This is a genomic window from Thermoplasmata archaeon, assembly GCA_038729465.1.
Lineage (GTDB): Archaea > Thermoplasmatota > Thermoplasmata > Thermoplasmatales > ARK-15 > JAVRLB01.
The window spans coordinates 1-17,938 of the sequence record JAVYRZ010000004.1; the positions used below are offsets into that span (position 1 = coordinate 1).

The window sequence follows — 17,938 nt, forward strand, 5'->3', positions numbered from 1 at the left end:
CAAAATTAATGGCTAGATTTATCTCATTTAATGCCTCTTCAAGCCTGTTCATGTTCTCCAGCACTATAGATTTCTCGAACCTGACAAGTGCGTCTCTTGGATATATTCTCTCTGCATTTTCAGATTCTTTCAATGCTCTATCATACTCTTCAATTTTGTTATAATATCGACTTTTCAAAATTAAAAGATTCAGATCGTTAGGACTAATCGATTCTATCTCTTTCAGCTCTTTTTCTAACTTTTCATATTCCTCCAGTATCAACAATGTCCTAGCTCTAAATATATGACTTGTAACGTCCATGTAATCCAGAGATATAACCTCATCAAACTTCTCAATCGCTTTCTCATAATTTTCTTTATTAAACAACTCTAATCCTTTATCAAATGCTTTTTTGGATCTGTGCTCTTTTTCATTCGTCATGTTCTTGCATCGTTGCACACTATTTATATTTTTTCTGTCTCATTTCCCATATTTTATATCTCTATGCTTTAAGAAGAGATTCTGGTACCGGTTCTAAAATCCGATTAAAGCGAAAAAAAAGTAAATAAAAAAATTTATTTAGAAAGGTATATATATAGTGTAGCGCCAGCACCGCCAAGTATGGGCCCTTCTTCATACTGTACACCTTTCAAAGAGGGGGAATAGTACCAGAACCAGTTAACTTGCTGAGTGTATACGAACGCGGTAAGGTTTACAACTACGTCTTCTGCAGCATCATAGTATTTTAAAGATTCTGTTATGTTTTGGCAGCTCTGTGCACTAGCAACATCCTGTTCCATCTGTAACACTTGCGAAGTCTGGTTATAGTTCAAAATAGAGTAGTCCAATCCGATCATGGAGACGTTAGTGCCGTTTATCTGCCATGGTTGTATATAGTCTGATGGAAACGGATAATCGGGAACAAATCCAGACATAGCGATAGGCGTGGGATCTTCAAACGGAACGTCATAACCCATGATCTCCGAGAAGGTCATGTACATCGGTGTCATTACTATGTTTGGGTCTATAGATTTCAGTGCTTGGCCCCACATTGCTGCTGCTGAAAAATCTACTGGATCTCCAGCATATACTATAGCAGGTATGTTGATGCTTATATTGTATTCCCCAGATTCCTCCAGATAATGTTTTGCAAGCGTGAGATTATAGGTTGGCAGAACCACTCCTGCAGCAGCCATCTGTTGCGGTGTTTGATAGCCAGGCATGCCCTTAGGGATAAACCCTACATATCCAGAAGAGAAGTTTGCACCATATTCTTTATTACCGACCAGGTTGTTCAGATAGACCTGGTAATTAAACGAGTCTGCAAATGCACGTCTTACGTCCAGATTAGCAAAATAATATTGGGGTATGTGAAAGTTGGAGCCAAGCGTAGAAAGCAGAGATTCGTCAATGTCCGGATTGATTGTAAAACAATACAGGCTCATTGTTGGAAATGAGTATATTTTTATATTTCCCATTGCCTCTTCTCTGGCAATGGTTGAATAATAGTAATTTGGCAGTCCGTAATATATGTCTGCCAGTCCGCCTTTCAACATCAACAGCTCGGTTTCCGGATCTTTGATCCATTCTATCTGTATCGTGTCGTTGGCTTTATGGTTATACCCGGGAATGCCTGGAATGGGCGTGTAGTAAGAATTTGGCACTAGAGTTATAGACTGCCCCATCACATAATCTAATATTTTGTATGGTCCTGAACCCATGGCATTATATTGAATATAGGTATTGTAATCTACCTCATTTCCATACTGAGTGTAATTTGCAAAGCCTGCAGCATTAAATGCAATACCCGCACCATGTGCTACCAGCCAGTTCCAGTCCAAAATGGCAGAATAGTACAGGTCTGAAAGATACTCTAAAAATGCGGGATTTGGCTGCATAAGATGGAATGTAATGCTCTGACTCTGATTGCTGTACGTGATTGCGTGAGTGATGTTCTGATACGATGTTGCGTTATTTGCAAAGCCTCCGCCTGGCAAAAGATCGGAAGCAATGACCCATCCTGGAGTTCCGGGAGAGCCTTGAACAAACAACAGTGCTCTTACATAGCTCACATAGACATCCCATGCAGTCAGAGGGTCGCCATTCGAGAATTTCAGACCACTTCGTATATAGAATGTATAGTTTAGATAGTTTGAAGATATACCGCCGTTTGCTACTGTGGGTATCTTGGAAGCTACCATAGGAAAGATGTTTGATACGTTGACCGATGAGCCATTATATGCCAGCAAAGTCTCATAAACGTTCAAGATCACTTCCCCGCCCACCATCTCGTAGTCAATATCCGGATCAAATGAATATGGGCCGCCTGGAACTAGCTCTGCATTTATTATCTCGTTAGCGTTGGTATTTGCAGCTACGCTTTTAGAAAGCTTTGCCACAGTTCCAGCTGGCACTATTAAAATCGTGTATTCATAACTGTTATTTTGATATAGTCCGCTTGACAGTACTGTAGAAAGATCTGAAATTGGATAATAGAGATAACTATTACCGTTTAAAGTGTAATTTGAGCTGGCATAGTTAGTAGCATTGAACGTGATCACGCTTAACGTGATGGCATAGGTACCTGCAGCAGGATATGTATAAGATATGTTGTCAGGCATGAACGAACCTGAAGTATTGTTCAAAACTGCATAATCTGTTCTTGTAGCTCCGTTTCCAAAGTTCCAGATATAATAACCGATAGTCCAGTTTGTTGCTGTAGGAGGCTGGAGCGACGATGCGGACATGTTTACTACAGTCGTGTTTGTAAAGATCTGAGAACTACATATTATTACGGGCTCTGTGATCTCGCTGGCCAGTGCTGGAGATACAGTGTTTGAAGTGACCGTGATGGCAAGTATGCTTGCCAGATTATTTACTTTAACGCCGTTAATGGTGGCATACGCAGTGACGAGATATTTTCCAGGAACAGTATATGTGTGTGATGAAATGTATCCGCTCGCGCTCGAAGAATAGTTAGCAGTGGCTGTGGATCCATCTCCAAAATTGATCAAAACGCTGTTTGTAGAGACACCAGAGGAGGTAAATGCTATAAAAGATATGGATTGTCCAACCGTTGTAAAGGTTGTGCTACTAGTGATAGACAGGGTGGGCGCTGATGATTTTTGGGGCTGGACAATTGCTATTATAGATACAATCAGAATTATCACTACGATAATTGCGATTATTCCGTATAACGTCTTGTTGTTCATAATACTCATCTCTTTTTAATTACAAAATAATTCAGAAAGTTTGAAACCAGATAGAATATAGCTAAAACTATTATTAAACTTTGCTTACAAATTGGAGTTGCATAAAAAAATGTGCTGAGGATACAAAACTTAAATCTTAGTGCTTGTATCGATCATGATATGACAGAAGAACAATCTATAATTGAGAGCGTTATCGAAGCTATAGAAGGTACTAAAAGCACTGCAGTGTTTGACAATTTAAACATAAAGCTTCCAGGCATGAACACGTCAATAATCATAAACAGAAAAGTGATCGTAACTATTTTATCTATATACAGCAAAGAAAATGAGTAAGCATTAAGCTATCAAACCATAGTCTGATCTTAGATAGAGATGTTAAGGCGGGTATATTGCTATTGAAGCGAGGCTTGCAAGGTGAAACACAAAGCGTAAGCTCGCGGAGTGATATTTCACTTTGATGTTACGACAAGCACCGGTATGTTACTATTTTGAATTAAGTAATTGCTGACGCTTCCTAAAAATAGTGCTCCAATTTTACCAAGTCCACGAGATCCGCTGACAATTAAATCGGCATGCTCTTCATTTGCAATCTTAATAAGATCAACGCCTGGATTAGATGCAGTTGTGTAAATATTTTTAACTTCCACCTTTATGTTTTTATCTGAATAAATATTTTCTAGTATGTTTTTGAACTCTGAAAGAAGATCTGGAATGCTTTCAAATACTTTAGGCCCACTGAAAGTATTTAAAGTTAATGGAAGTTTTAAATTGTTTGGAAATACTATTACTGCTAATACTGAACTTATATTCAATCGTTTTATATATTCTGCCGCTGACACTGCACCTCTTGATTCATCAAATCCTAAAACTATCTTTATCATCATCTATCAGTCATGCAAAGAAATTATTTAAAAATTACTGAACAATTTTTCATTATAATTTATTAATATTGCAAAATTATGCAATTTTATTCTTTGCTAGATTTATATAGAATTGAATCTTCTGTTTCATAAGAATCATAATCAATAATCTCATAGAATTCTTTTCTATGCATAATATCAGACATAAAATTACGCTGAGTGCCTTCTCTGTAAAGCTTAGCATAAATATCTTTGATTTTTGTTAGTGATGCGCGAAAAGCAGTGAGTGGAAATATCACAATTTTAAAACCCATATCTTTTAATTCTTTAGCACTCAATAATGGGCTTTTGCCATACTCTGTCATATTTGCTAATAATGGGATATCTAGTTCTTTGGCAAATAATTCAAACTCTTCTTTCGATTCTAGCGCTTCTGGAAATATTATATCTGCCCCTGCAGAGACATAGCTTTTTGCACGTTCAATGGCCTTTTCTAAACCTTCCACAGCCCTGGCATCAGTCCTGGCTATAATCTTAAAATTTGTGTTTTTTCTAGCTTTTACAGAGGCCTTGATTTTAAGTACCATCTCATCTTCGGAGATCAATCTCTTTCCAGATAAATGACCACATTTTTTAGGAATGCTCTGATCTTCTAAATGAATTGCAGAAACACCAGCGCTTTCAAGTAACCTCACAGTTCTTACTACATTTAAAACTTCTCCAAAACCTGTGTCAACATCTACTATTAAAGGCGCTTTAGTTACGTTTATAATTTTTTGTGCCTCTTCTACCACTTCTGTCAAAGTTGTAATACCTAGATCTGGTAACCCCATTCTTGCAGCTACTCCTGATCCTGACAAGTAAAGTACCTTAAATCCAGCTTTTTCTGCTATTATTGCAGAAATTCCGTCGTAAACTCCTGGAGCTACAATAAACTCACTTTTTAGATATTCACTGAAGATATCTGGCCCTAAATTAACATTATCTCTTAATATTGACATTTTCAATCACATCCATAAGCTCTTTAACACTCTTTTTATCAAACTGTTTTACAAAGTCTACAAGCATTTTAGAATTATCTTCTCCCATTACCAGATTACCTTTTATTCTAAGATCATCCCAGCTATATGGATTCTTATAATGCCCTTTTGGTGCATGAATTTCTTCTACATATTCATCAGAATCAGTGGTGATCTTTATTTTTACTGGCAGGTACTCTGGATACATTTTATCAAATTTATCTGTTATCACAAAATGCATTTTGTCAATTAAGTTTAATATCTTTTTATCTTTTAGAAATTTATCTGAATAAGTGTCTAAGTTTGGAGAACCATAATTCAATGCATATCCAATTATGTAAGGCATACTATGATCCGCGGTCTCTTTAGTCTTAGGTCTTAACTTTTCTGGATCTTTGACAATTATATTATGTGCAACTCTAAAGGTTTCAACCTCTATGCTTTTTATGTTTTCAACAAGTTTATCTTTTAAATTTACAGCTGCTTCAGCAGCGCTCATAGCATGGTACTCTACAGGGTAATTTTTGATCATGGTCCTTAGTATTCTATTATCTCTTAAACTTAAATCAAACTCTCCTGAAACCTGTTTAAAGAAACCCATCTCCCCCTCAAATATCGGAGAAGGCCCGGTAAATCCATTTTTTGCTATCAAGGCGGCAAATACGCTGTTTCTGCTTGCGTTTGCGGCCGTGCAACCTTTCCACATGCTAAGTTCTCCCGCTCTTGTTTGCCTCATGCTAATATTATTGTTAATACTCAAATTTATGGTATTTTCAAATTTATTTGAATCAAGTTTCATTAAAGAAGCAATGCCGGCAGCGGAGGAAATAGATATATATGTCACATGATCCCAGCCACGATCTCTGATTGAAACAGCATCCGCTAGAGCTCCAATAACCTGATATGCCACTCCAATAGCAAGAATAGTCTGCAAACCGTCTATATCTAAAGATTCAGAAATTGCAAATATTGGTGGTATGTTATCTGAAGGATGCAGTGCTTCTTTAGATAAATATGTGTCATTATAATCTAAGTATCTAGTCATAGATCCATTAATAAAAGCAGCAGTTTCAGCTGATGCATAGGTATCTGTAAAATAAATTCTAGAATTTAAGGACCCTTTCGAGGGCAATAAAGATTCTTTTTCTATCTTTAAAGGCTGTGAATCTTTGGATCCAAAAGATACTATTATAGAGTCTGCAATTCTTTTTTTTATTTCTTCAATGCTTTTTTCATCAAGCTTATTATCCATTAATTCTTTAGAATATTCATATATTTTTTTAACTATTTTATCCATAATAAACATTATTATTAAACTCGTATATTTACCTTATGTTACTCTTTTATCCTTGCCTCTTTTATCTATTAAAGCTAATTTGCTTCATAAATCTGTTAGAAAATAATATATAATAGTATGTCTCTACTTTTTTTATTAATAACAGGAGTTTTTGAATATGGCAACTATTAAATTATATAAAATCCAAATGCCACTGTTAAGTTCATTCACCACGAGCTTCGACACAACAGTGTACAAAGTAGCACTTATCTTCGAATTAACAGATTCCAACATAAAAGCATACTCTGAGTGTGTGACCGATGAAAATCCGTATTATAGCTATGAAGATAATTTTACGGCTATGCATATAATAAAAGATCACCTTTTAAAACTCATCTCTGACCTTCCAGAGCCTGAAACATTTATAAAACGAGCCAGTAAGGTAAAGGGGCATAATATGGCCAAGGCAGCAATAGAGATGTTGCTCTGGGACTATAAAGCTAAAAAAGAAAAAGTTCCATTGTACCAAATGCTCTACAAATCTAAAAATTACGCAGACGTAGGTATATCTATCGGCATGGATGATCCCGCACTGATGTTGGACAACGTAGAAAATGCGTTAAAGGCAGGATATAAAAGAATCAAAGTAAAAATAGCACATGGCAAAGAGCTTAGCATTTTAAATGCGATAAGGGATACTTATCCAGAGATACCGCTCAGTGCCGATGCAAACGCAGATTATACACTCTCTGATTTAGATCTCCTAAAGAGCCTGGATCGGTTTAATCTGGTCTATCTTGAGCAACCTCTTTCTCATGATGATATCATAGATCACGCTATACTCAAAAAGAATATTAGCACACCAATTTGCCTTGACGAGTCTATCACCAGTTATGAAAACGCAGTCAAGGCATTTGAAATAGGTGCAACGGATATAATAAACATTAAACCTGGACGTGTTGGAGGACTTTATAATTCGCTTCTTATAGCAAAAACAGCTAGAGAGCATGATGGTCATGCCTGGGTTGGTGGCATGTTGGAAACAGGGATTGGACGTGCATTTAATATTGCATTAGCATCGACTGACCTAATAGATTATCCTGGTGATACTTCTCCCAACAGCAGATATTTTTCTAGAGATATCGTTGTTAATCCATTTAAGATGGAAAATGGCAGAATATATCCCTATAACGAACATGGTATAGGCATAAAGATAGATAATGAGCAACTTAGCAATGTAACTATATTCTCTGAAAAGCTGTTAGAAAAATAAATAGCAGAAGTGCAATGTATAAAATAGAGTATAAAACATAATGAGAAAAGCAATTCCAGAGACATTTGCATAGAGGATATTGGGCTGCACCCACAAATTTTAAGCATCAACGAGATGATAACTTTCAAAGGTGGATGTTAAGAGGCAGAAATCATAACATAGTGAAAAACCAAGAAGGTAGAAAAATTAAGTTCAAGAATAGGATATTACCTAAAAATTGATATGCCGCGCTTTTTATAAAACTGAGTATTAGAGATTTAGAAACTAAACCCATTTCTAATGCTATGGTGGAAATTGACGTTTTGATCATTTTTTAATCTGAGCAAGGACAGGGCAGATCTTTTTAATTGTTTTTAGTATAAGATAAATAACTAACACAAAATATGTATTATACATAAAAATTTGAGTAAAAAACATTATTTATACAACTGGATATTATCGCCAAAGTTCTAATGAAAAATTAAATATAGTAATTTGAGTATTTACCTCTAAGGATATAAATATGGGACTCAGTAAAAAAGATTTAAACAGAAAGAGAAAAAATTTAGAGAACAAGATATCTGAACTAGAAGAAAAAGCTAAAAAGAATCCGCTGGATAAGAAGATCAGGGAAGAGCTAGAGGACTTGAAGAAAAAATTAGAAAAGGAAAAATAGAATCTGAAACATTAAGTCTATTCAGCTACTGATCATTATGGTAGTTAAATGTAGGATTTTTTTATTTTAAAAAATACACTCTGTATTTTAAACTCTCTTTTATTCACCGTTTTAATCTACAAATTCAAAATCTACTTTTTCTTCAATATTATTTCTTACGGCTCTGGAAATAAAACAATATTTTTGTGCGAGTTCTATTGCTCTTGGAATTTTCTCTTTGTCCTCGGCATTCACCTTTAAAAGTATATGTACATGTATCGATTCAAACCTAAAACCTTTTTCAGGTGAAGGCCCCAACACTGCATCTACTTTACTGCTCCATTTGTATAAATGAATGTTCATCCGATCCTTAAATTCTAAAAAAGTGGTCAGTAAACAAGATGCTAGAATACCGGGCATAAGCTCTTCAGGGGTCAATTTATCAGCAGGACCGTTGAATTCAGGCGGAGAGTCTACTTCCAGGTGAAAATCTTTTATATTGATCATTGTCCTTCGGCCTTCTATCCATTCAACTTCTGCATTGTAATTATACATAATATTCCAGCAGTGATACAGAGTATAAAAAAATTATGCAAAAATATACTGTGCGAAACTTGAAATTCTATGCATATTACCAAACTAAGTTATACGTAATATCCTTCTACAGTATCTTTTATAAAAGATGCAAGATTTTGTAAAGTGAGAAAATTTGATGTCTCGGCATGCAGATATAATAAACAATGCCTGTTGCAATGGTTCATGACATTTCTCGCAGTTTCTGCTTCTTTGCTGCTAAGTATCTCTTCAAGATCTGTCTCTACGATATTTCCTATTTTTTTACCTATAACACTGCATGGGTATACTATATCTCCATTAGCTTCGATCATCAAGCCATATGAATGACATGTATAATCAGAAACAATAGCATTAATAAATGCCATGCTGGTCACTATATGACCCTTGTACTCTTTTTTAAGATCCAACAGCACATCATGAATCTCCTTTGCGTCAGGTGTAACATATTCCATATTTTCAAATGTAACTGCAGGCATGATCAGAATTCTTGCATTAGCGGCAACTACTTTTTCCACTTTTTCCCTGAGTTTATTTACATCATTTTTAGTTACGACAGTTTGAACAGTTACTTTAAGGCCTTGATCGGTATAGCTTTTCAATTTATCTAATAAATATAGATTTCCATGTCCTTCGTCTATTGAAATATGCAAGAAATCCAGATACTTTGCGAACTCGTTAAGAGGCGCTTTGTCTAACAACAGACCATTTGTTGTCACAAATAAATAAAAAGATCTATCACTGGCATATTTTATTAGATCTAGTATGTCTTTTCTTAATAGTGGTTCTCCACCTTCTAGCGATAAAACTGTAACTGTAGAATCTGCAAGTCTGTCTATTACTTTATATGCCTGTTCTGTAGTCAACGGTTTTACAGGATTGTTCCAAACATTACAAAAACTGCACTGCAAATTACAGTTGTGCAATACTTTGTACGATCCGTATATTGGTCTCTCAAAGTCTCTGCCAGATAGCCTGCCAGAAAACCATTTTAAAGCTCTAATCTGTTTGGGATAGCTCATTAGCTCGTTGAATATATATTAGCTATTAAAATTTTTGTATTTGAGAATTTTCTCAACACTTCATTGATAACTGATTAAAAGTTCTTTTTTTATAAATATCGTTTTCATCTAAATCGTTGTCAAAACAGGAAGAGTAGAGCAATTAATAATTTTTGTGTAGTTATCAATATGGCCAGTAAATATACTTTGAAAACTTAGTAAATTAAGTAGTTTTCAGTCCATATATACGTTATTGATTTAATGAAATTTGAATAATAATCAACGAATATTTTACATAATTATTATTAAAAGAGTTTGGTATAAGATCATGGGTTTATCTTTAAAAAATTGATACACTGTTCGAAAAATTTTTTAAACACGAACAATATACTGGTATGAAAATATGGCTAAAGAATTAGATAAATACTTTATAAAAATCCTGAATACACTGGGATTATGTGAAGCGGGGTCTATATTATATGCAGCGTTGGCAGTTTCTGAAACTCCCTTGACTATCCAGCAACTTAAAAAACATACGAGGTATAGCATTCCGAGACTATATTCTCTTTTAAATACTCTTAAAGAGAACGGGCTTGTAGAGAAAATCAAGGAAGATCACACTGTGTCATATCGTGCCAACCTAAATATTATCGATCTATTCGAAAAGAGAAGACAGAATATTTATGAAAATTATCTCATTCCGATGCTTTCATATATAGAAACTCTGCCAGTTAATGAACGAGAGTCAGAACACATTCAAAAAATATTGAATTATATGAAAATGATAGAGGAATATTTGAACATCTTGAGACCGAATGCTGAAAGGCTCAAGCGCGAACTTATAAAGAAGTATAATATAATTCCATAGCTTATTGAAATTATTCAAAAGATGAACATATTTTATAAATAAAATTTTAAATAATCTATTATCATCATAATAGTTATTGTTTAAAAAAACTAAAACTATCTTGTTTCAGTATTTTCTAGCATTTATATCTGTTATTACACAATTTAAAAAAATATTTTGCTAATTCGCTAAATAAAAACTATATTATGAATGTTATAGATTAATTTGATAAAAAATTGACACTTTATATAAACGGAAAGATTTTTATGGTTTGTAATTATTACTCTTTTTGTGATTTACAATGGTCACCGAAATACAGTTGTGGGAAATTTTCATACTAGTGGCATCTTTGATTGGACTTCTTTACGCAGCTGTCCAGAGTATTCTATTATTGAGAATCCCAGTTGAGGACAAGAAAGCACAGGAGATCTCTAATGCTATAAAAGAGGGATCGGAAGCATATATGAAGAGGCAGTATACTACCGTTTTCATATTTGCTGCAATACTGGCTATACTTATTTTTATAGCATATTACTTCCAGGCTGGTACTAATGAAGCATGGAAAGTAGCATTGGGATTTGTGGTAGGAGCAACAGGCTCTGCGGTTGCAGGTTTAATAGGAATGAACATATCTGTTAGAACTAATGTAAGAACTGCTATAAGAGCAAAACAGGGTTTAAACCCAGCCCTAAAAATTGCATTCAGAGGTGGAAGCGTCACAGGTCTCAGCGTCGTTTCTTTGTCTTTGCTGGGATTGATAGTTTTTTATATATGGTACGGCAGTCCTCTTCTGATGGTAGGGTATATATTTGGTGCGTCCTTAATCAGCCTCTTTGCAAGAGTTGGTGGTGGAATTTTCACTAAAGGTGCTGATGTGGGAGCAGATCTTATAGGCAAGGTTGAGGTGGGAATACCTGAAGATGATCCTAGAAATCCAGCAGTTATTGCAGATAATGTAGGAGATAATGTAGGAGACTGCGCAGGCATGGGCGCGGACCTGTTCGAGACTTATGTGGTAACAGCAGTATCTTCAATGTTGCTCGCATTTCTAATAAGTGGGACATATGGTGGCATAAATATGAAGAGCAACGGTGTGCTATTTCCACTGGCAGTTGGAGGCGTAGCGATACTGGCTACTATCATCGGAACGTTCTTTATTAAAAAAGGAGAGAATCAGAGAATAATGATTGCTTTGTACAAAGGATTGATAGTAACAGTAATCATTTCAGCCATAGGATTTTACTTTATAGATTATACCTTGATGAACAGTAATATAGCCATATTCGTGGATACATTGATAGGTATAATCATAATGCTTATCATGGTATATGTATCTGAATACTACACTTCTGAACGATTTAAACCGGTTGCAAAAATAGCAAAAGCATCTACTACAGGAGCAGGAACAAATATTATTACAGGACTGGGCAATGGGCTTCAGGCTACATTTATTCCGGCTATAGTAATAGTAGCAGGTATAATAATTTCATATTCCATCACATACATGTCGTTCGGCAACTCAAGCGCAATGGGCTTATATGGTATTGCGGTTGCAACAGCAAGTCTTTTATCCGGCACGGGCATGATAATATCGATTGATTCTTACGGTCCTATCACCGACAATGCAGGCGGTATTGCTGAAATGGCAGGATTTGATGAAAAGACCAGAAACGAGGTTACAGATCCTTTAGATGCAGTTGGTAATACTACCAAAGCAGTAACAAAAGGATATGCGATAGGCAGTGCTGCGCTAGGAGCGTTGATATTATTTGCTGCATTCAAAACAATAGTTGCAAACTATGGTATTACATCATTTGAGATCGACAATCCACTTGTAGTTTCAGGGTTATTAATAGGTGCAATTTTACCATTCCTCTTTACATCATTTCTAATGAACGCTGTAGGAGAAGCAGCTTCTGCCATCGTAGTAGAGGTAAGGAGACAGTTTAAAGAGAAAAAAGGAATACTTGAAGGAACAGAAAAACCTGATTACGGCAAGGCAGTAGATATAGTTACAAAAGAAGCGTTGCACCAGCTAATTGTTCCAGCAATTATTGCAGTGTTATCTCCAATTTTTGTAGGATTCATACTTGGTCCGTTAGCACTAGGCGGTATGCTGTTAGGTGTTATATTATCCGGTTTCCCGCTCGCAATAATGATGACAGTAGGCGGTGGCGCATGGGATAACGCAAAGAAATACATAGAGAAAGGAAACTATGGTGGAAAAGGCTCTGATGCACACAAGGCTGCCGTTGTTGGAGATACTGTCGGTGATGCAACAAAAGATACTGCAGGCCCGGCTATAAACCCGCTCATCAAAGTTGTGAATACGATATCCATTCTATTTATAGTCATAATGGTTGCACACTATCTGCTTCACATATAAACTTTCACTACTTTTTTATTTTTTTTATTTTAAAATTTAATAATTTACTTGTTTTGCTAGTGATCTAAATTCTTTATCACCCTTAAAATTTGTCTTGATTTAAATATTGTTAAGTTTGAGAAAAGCAGCAATTCTCCGATCTTCAGAGAGGCGATACACAGACTTCCGTCAATAGAAAAAGATCTAATATGAAGGATATAAAGATAATAACAGACATAACTAATCAGCAAAGTGCGCATATTGAAATTGCAACATCCTGCTAGTATGAAATATATCCGTACTGACAGAGATCGGTCTTTGAAGCAGGAAGCTTCGATGCTTTAGCTGAGGAGTAGCTCAAATATGTGGTTGAACAGTCATGCTTGATATTTAAGAACCAGATCACTTTCAAAGTTATACAAAAGCATCTCATTAAATAACATACTTATTTTTTCTTTTTAGGTATCAAAAATACAATAAGTGAAGAGATTATGGCAATCGCTCCAATTACTATAAACCCGAATCTACTGCCATACTGATCTGATAGAAATCCCAAGAAAAATGTGCCAATTCCAGCTCCTATTCCACCGCCAAGCCCGAATATAAGCGCTGACATTTCTGCCAGTGACGAGACATCTGAGAGATCTCCCACAATGCTCATTATGAGCGGAAAACCAGTCAATCCCACAAAATAGGTAATTATCAATGTAATCGTTATGGGAACGATGCCGGTTTCATAAACCATTGCTATCACAGATACTCCAAAAATTGCTGCAGTAGAAAAGATCATCAGTCTTCTTCCAAACCGGTCAGAGAAATAACCAAGTAGGGGCTGTCCGAAAATCGCAGAAGCATAGGCAATCATTATTATTATTCCTACAAGAACCTCATTGTATTTCAAGCTCTTGGTAAAGTAAGTAGGAATCATTACCACTCCGCCATTAAGTGCAATCGACCTTAAAATTATCACGATCAACAAGATAAGGATAGGAGTACTATATCTCATTTTACCTTTCACTTTTTTCTCTACAAAAAATATATCTTTTCTTAAATCATAAAGAAGGTATGCTCCAACAGCTGCAAAAGAAATCATCATTAATATCAATGCTGTTTTATAGTCTTTTGTAAACAGCATATACGCCAGAAAAATGCCGGGTGCAAGGGTTCTACCTAGACTCCCTCCAATTCCGTTTATTCCCAGCACTGTTCCTGCTCTATTTTTATATTTCAGGTTCAGGATCATTGATCCTATCGGATGATAAAACGTAGAGAATATTCCTACAACTGCCATAGCAATGATAAATCCATATATAGCAATATCTTTTGGATATGGTGCAACGATCAATAGATATGAAACTGCAAAAAAAATCAGTCCCAGAGCCATCAACACACCTTTTTTCTTTACAGAATCAATATATGCCCCGACAAAAGGGCTTATTAAGGCACCCATAAATTGGTAAGCAATGATAATAAATGCTACTTGGAGATATGAATAATTGTAATTGCTGGCAATAATCGCAGCCAGATAGGCAGGGAAAAAACTTAATCCATCGTTTAGAAAGTGGGCTAACGAAGTGTCAAAGAGAATCCAATTATTCTTAAAAGCATTTGAAACTTTAGTGAATATTGGGGGAGCATCATCTGTTGAGTCTTTCAAATTATACCACTTTAGAAGGAAAATCATTGAGGCTAAATAAAATTTTGCAATATTTTTGCATAAATAGATAAATTTATCTTATCGGAAATAATGTTCAATTATGTTTTCTATCTCAGATACCATCAAGACGATTATTGAAAAAAGGAACAATATACAGGATTTACCATCGTTAGATATTTTAATAAACAATTTAAAAGAAACGAACAGACGAATCATTGAGATTGTAGATCAGAACAATGATGCTATTTTAAAAGAGTTTTATCAGTTGCATAAAAAATATGAAGAGCTAGAAGAGAAAATAGCGTTAAGAAGGAGAATAGACACCGGTACAACAACACTTCTGTTTTTTGTATACAGTATAGGAGGTGCAGTTATAGGGCTATTTTTTAGCATTTCCGTGTTTTTAACCACAATTGGCACGGTGGGGCATATTCTGTTATTGTTATCCATGACTGGAGGTCTTATAAGTGTTGTTGTGGGATTGATAAGTATGAAGAGAGAGCGTAAATATATCTTATCACTGATCAAGAGAGATTAAGATATGTTTAAATAGCAATTTGTAGATTTCAAGTTAGTGAATAGATATGAGCATACGTACAGAATTATTTGAAAAATATGCGATAGTGCACATAGAGAGGGAAGATAAACTAAACGCGATAGACATGGAGCATCTGAGTAATTTATACAAGACCATATCAGCAATAAGTAAAAATAAGAAGATTAGAACTGTAATAATTACAGGAATAGGTAAGAGTTTTTGTGCAGGAGCAGATCTTTCAGCAGTAAGAAACTTTGGCTTAGAAGAAGCTAGATCTTTTTCAGAATTAGGGCATAAGATTATGAACTTGATGGAACGATCCAGTCAGTTATTCATTTCAGCAATAAACGGTTATGCATTTGGAGGAGGTCTAGAATTGGCCATGGCTACAGATCTCAGGATAGCAACAAAATCTGCAAAGCTAGGGCAGACTGAGATCAATGTGGGTGTAGTAACCGGTTGGGGCGGAAGTATCAGATTGCCTAAATATGTTGGGTTAGGAAAGGCCAGAGAACTGATATTTCTAGGGACAGTATTGACAGCTGAAGAAGCTAAAAGCCTGGGCATTGTAAATATGATTGTTGACGATCCTATAAAAGAATCTGTTAATATAGCAAACATTATGTCCAGAAAGAACCCAGATGCAGTGGCTGCATATAAGAGACTGTTAAATAAAAGCTCTTCCAAGACAGAAATAGCAGAATTTGCGAAACTCATTCCCAAACCTAACACCAAAGAGGGAATAAGTGCTTTTTTAGAAAAGAGAGATCCTGAGTTCAAATGAAAATATTGATGCACATTTGTTGCGCTCCATGTTTTTCGTATCCTTCCAGGGCCCTAAGAAAACAGCATGAATTGACAGGATACTGGTACAATCCTAACATACAGCCATACAGTGAATATTTAAGGCGCTTAGAAACACTGAAAAAGTTTGAGTATTTGGAGAAAGTGCATATTATATATGATGAAGAATACAATATGCAGGACTGGCTGAAAAAAGTAACTGCAATAAACGAGATAGATGAAGCAAACAGATGCAAGTTCTGTTATGTACAGAGGCTGGCAAAAGTTGCCAGATACGCAAAGGATCATGGTTTTGATGCATTTAGCACGACATTGCTTTATGCACCGTATCAAAAACATGAGTTAGTCAAGGAATTTGGAGAGAAAATGGCACTAAAATACAATATTGCGTTTTATTATGAAGATTTCAGAGATCATTACAAAGAGGGTCAGGAAATAGCGAAATCTCTGGGTCTGTACAGGCAAAAATATTGTGGATGCGTTTTTAGCGAAGTGTGCAAGATAAACAGTACGAGGGCACAAAACAGCAATAATGTTTATTAGCTTCATTTCTTTCACTTGATTTATGCTCAGAAAACATAAAAGTATAAGTTACATTAACTCAAAGCTTTTGCAAACTGAATTTAGATGGCTTAAAATCTCAAACAGTAAGCGAGCAAAAGATAATGCGCAGAGATCCATCCAGTTCAGATGATTCACTGAAAAAACTGTACTGGTTTCAGGTTATTTCAAACATGAGCAGTGGCATTGCGTCCCCGTTTCTGCCATATTATGCTGCAAGCCTGAATTTCAGTTCGTCAGAGCTAGGCATATTGCAAGGTGTGCAAAATGTTTTTCCGAACGTTTTTCAGCTTCATTTTGGGCGATTATCCGATCAAATGCATAAGCGCATTATTTTTATAGTTCTTGCAAACTTGATAAGCTCGATAATGTTCTTTTTTATGATTGGTGAGACTGATCCAGTATTATTTATCACTCTCATTCTGATACAATCGGTAATGAGTGCAATGTTAACACCTGCATGGAACGCAAAAATGACGGATGTTGCTCATCAGAACCGAAGAGGATTGATGTACAGTAACTTTGCATTGTTGGGAAATATTGCAATGCTAGCATCAGGTGCTATATTTATAGCTTACACATATCTGGTGCCAATCCACAACTATACAATTTATTATATACCATTTCTATTTGCAGGAATACTCGGTGTAGCAGCATCCTTGATAATCTTTAAAGAGAAAGATACAGTATCTGTTACCAAGAATACTAAACGATTCAGCTTTAAAGAGCTGGTCAGAACAAATAAAGATTTTAAATATTTTTTGATATCTCAGGCAATATTTAATTTTGGAATGTCTATAAGTTGGCCACTGTTTTATATAACTACCGTCAGAGTTTTGAACGCATCATATTATGAGGTTGGGATAATAAACATTGTTTCTCTAGCAGCAACTGTGCTCACAGTCCGTAGATTCGGGAAGATTGTAGATCGATCCGGCACCAAAGTTCCAATAATATTGAGCAGAATTTTATTTTTACCTGTTCCATTAGTGTATGCGTTTGCAAACAATGTATTTGACCTGTATTTGCTGAACATAGTTTCTGGAGTGGGTTCTGCTATATCCACAATTGCGTTTCTGGCATATTTGATGGACATTGCACCGATAGAGTACAGGGCTCAGTATATCGGATTTTATAATATGATTATCGGGATTGTGACCTTTGCAGGATCACTTATCGGGGGTTTTATAGCACAGTATTTGATTGCATTAATGGGTATAATAATGGGATTGGAGCTAGTCTATTTCTTTTCTTTTGCAGGCAGGTTAACCGGCACAGTGATGTCTTTTAAGATCAAAACCGGCAAAGAGGCAAAAATATTAAACAGTTAACTGTATT

At 35.6% G+C, this 17,938-nt stretch carries 17 protein-coding genes; 9 read left to right on the forward strand and 8 right to left on the reverse strand.

The window, feature by feature from the left end:
• Both QXQ25_01980 and QXQ25_01985 read right to left on the reverse strand, forming a co-directional pair.
• On the reverse strand, positions 1-421 hold a 421-nt coding region (locus QXQ25_01980), incomplete at its 3' end, for a hypothetical protein (GenBank protein MEM0160475.1).
• A gap of 134 nt (positions 422-555) precedes the next feature.
• Entirely contained in the window at positions 556-3,192 is a 2,637-nt protein-coding gene (locus tag QXQ25_01985) for an ABC transporter substrate-binding protein (GenBank protein ID MEM0160476.1), read from the reverse strand.
• A gap of 159 nt (positions 3,193-3,351) precedes the next feature.
• On the opposite strand from QXQ25_01985, the gene QXQ25_01990 reads away from it, so the two are divergent.
• The gene (locus QXQ25_01990) at positions 3,352-3,525 is read left to right on the forward strand and encodes a hypothetical protein (protein MEM0160477.1); all 174 of its coding nucleotides are present in this window, start codon (positions 3,352-3,354) and stop codon (positions 3,523-3,525) included.
• Positions 3,526-3,641: 116 nt separating this feature from the next.
• On the opposite strand, the gene QXQ25_01995 is transcribed toward QXQ25_01990, so the two are convergent.
• From QXQ25_01995 to QXQ25_02005, 3 genes are all read right to left on the reverse strand, one after another.
• Positions 3,642-4,076, reverse strand: coding sequence for a universal stress protein (locus QXQ25_01995; GenBank protein ID MEM0160478.1), 435 nt, complete (start codon positions 4,074-4,076; stop codon positions 3,642-3,644).
• Between the two features lie 83 nt (positions 4,077-4,159).
• The gene (gene prpB / locus QXQ25_02000) at positions 4,160-5,053 is read right to left on the reverse strand and encodes a methylisocitrate lyase (protein MEM0160479.1); all 894 of its coding nucleotides are present in this window, start codon (positions 5,051-5,053) and stop codon (positions 4,160-4,162) included.
• On the reverse strand, positions 5,034-6,368 hold the full coding sequence (locus QXQ25_02005) for an MmgE/PrpD family protein (protein ID MEM0160480.1): 1,335 nt from the start codon (positions 6,366-6,368) through the stop codon (positions 5,034-5,036). The genes prpB and QXQ25_02005 overlap by 20 nt, the downstream gene beginning before the upstream one ends.
• Before the next feature lie 157 nt (positions 6,369-6,525).
• On the opposite strand from QXQ25_02005, the gene menC reads away from it, so the two are divergent.
• Both menC and QXQ25_02015 read left to right on the forward strand, forming a co-directional pair.
• On the forward strand, positions 6,526-7,620 hold the full coding sequence (gene menC / locus QXQ25_02010) for an o-succinylbenzoate synthase (GenBank protein ID MEM0160481.1): 1,095 nt from the start codon (positions 6,526-6,528) through the stop codon (positions 7,618-7,620).
• Positions 7,621-8,122: 502 nt separating this feature from the next.
• The gene (locus QXQ25_02015; protein MEM0160482.1) at positions 8,123-8,275 is read left to right on the forward strand and encodes a hypothetical protein; all 153 of its coding nucleotides are present in this window, start codon (positions 8,123-8,125) and stop codon (positions 8,273-8,275) included.
• A gap of 111 nt (positions 8,276-8,386) precedes the next feature.
• On the opposite strand, the gene QXQ25_02020 is transcribed toward QXQ25_02015, so the two are convergent.
• Both QXQ25_02020 and QXQ25_02025 read right to left on the reverse strand, forming a co-directional pair.
• On the reverse strand, positions 8,387-8,809 hold the full coding sequence (locus QXQ25_02020; GenBank protein ID MEM0160483.1) for an OsmC family protein: 423 nt from the start codon (positions 8,807-8,809) through the stop codon (positions 8,387-8,389).
• Positions 8,810-8,898: 89 nt separating this feature from the next.
• Positions 8,899-9,849, reverse strand: coding sequence for a radical SAM protein (locus QXQ25_02025; GenBank protein ID MEM0160484.1), 951 nt, complete (start codon positions 9,847-9,849; stop codon positions 8,899-8,901).
• A gap of 382 nt (positions 9,850-10,231) precedes the next feature.
• Between QXQ25_02025 and QXQ25_02030 the strand changes: the two genes are divergently transcribed.
• Complete coding sequence (locus QXQ25_02030; GenBank protein MEM0160485.1) at positions 10,232-10,696, forward strand: helix-turn-helix domain-containing protein; 465 nt, start codon at positions 10,232-10,234, stop codon at positions 10,694-10,696.
• A 280-nt stretch (positions 10,697-10,976) separates the two neighbouring features.
• Positions 10,977-13,061, forward strand: coding sequence for a sodium-translocating pyrophosphatase (locus tag QXQ25_02035; protein ID MEM0160486.1), 2,085 nt, complete (start codon positions 10,977-10,979; stop codon positions 13,059-13,061).
• 424 nt (positions 13,062-13,485) lie between these two features.
• Here the strand turns inward: QXQ25_02035 and QXQ25_02040 are convergent, their stop codons facing one another.
• Positions 13,486-14,697 (reverse strand): MFS transporter, encoded by a 1,212-nt coding sequence (locus QXQ25_02040; protein MEM0160487.1) that lies wholly within the window; start codon positions 14,695-14,697, stop codon positions 13,486-13,488.
• A gap of 100 nt (positions 14,698-14,797) precedes the next feature.
• On the opposite strand from QXQ25_02040, the gene QXQ25_02045 reads away from it, so the two are divergent.
• The 4 genes from QXQ25_02045 to QXQ25_02060 all read left to right on the forward strand — a co-directional run bounded on the left by QXQ25_02045 (position 14,798) and on the right by QXQ25_02060 (position 17,931).
• A complete protein-coding gene (locus QXQ25_02045; GenBank protein ID MEM0160488.1) occupies positions 14,798-15,235 on the forward strand; it encodes a hypothetical protein in 438 nt (145 codons plus the stop codon).
• A 46-nt stretch (positions 15,236-15,281) separates the two neighbouring features.
• The gene (locus QXQ25_02050) at positions 15,282-16,019 is read left to right on the forward strand and encodes an enoyl-CoA hydratase/isomerase family protein (protein ID MEM0160489.1); all 738 of its coding nucleotides are present in this window, start codon (positions 15,282-15,284) and stop codon (positions 16,017-16,019) included.
• The gene (locus QXQ25_02055) at positions 16,016-16,582 is read left to right on the forward strand and encodes an epoxyqueuosine reductase QueH (protein MEM0160490.1); all 567 of its coding nucleotides are present in this window, start codon (positions 16,016-16,018) and stop codon (positions 16,580-16,582) included. Before QXQ25_02050 ends, QXQ25_02055 begins: the two co-directional genes overlap by 4 nt.
• Before the next feature lie 122 nt (positions 16,583-16,704).
• Positions 16,705-17,931 carry an MFS transporter gene (locus QXQ25_02060; GenBank protein ID MEM0160491.1) on the forward strand — a complete coding sequence of 409 codons (1,227 nt, stop codon included), beginning with the start codon at positions 16,705-16,707 and terminating at the stop codon, positions 17,929-17,931.
• Positions 17,932-17,938: the final 7 nt, after the last annotated feature.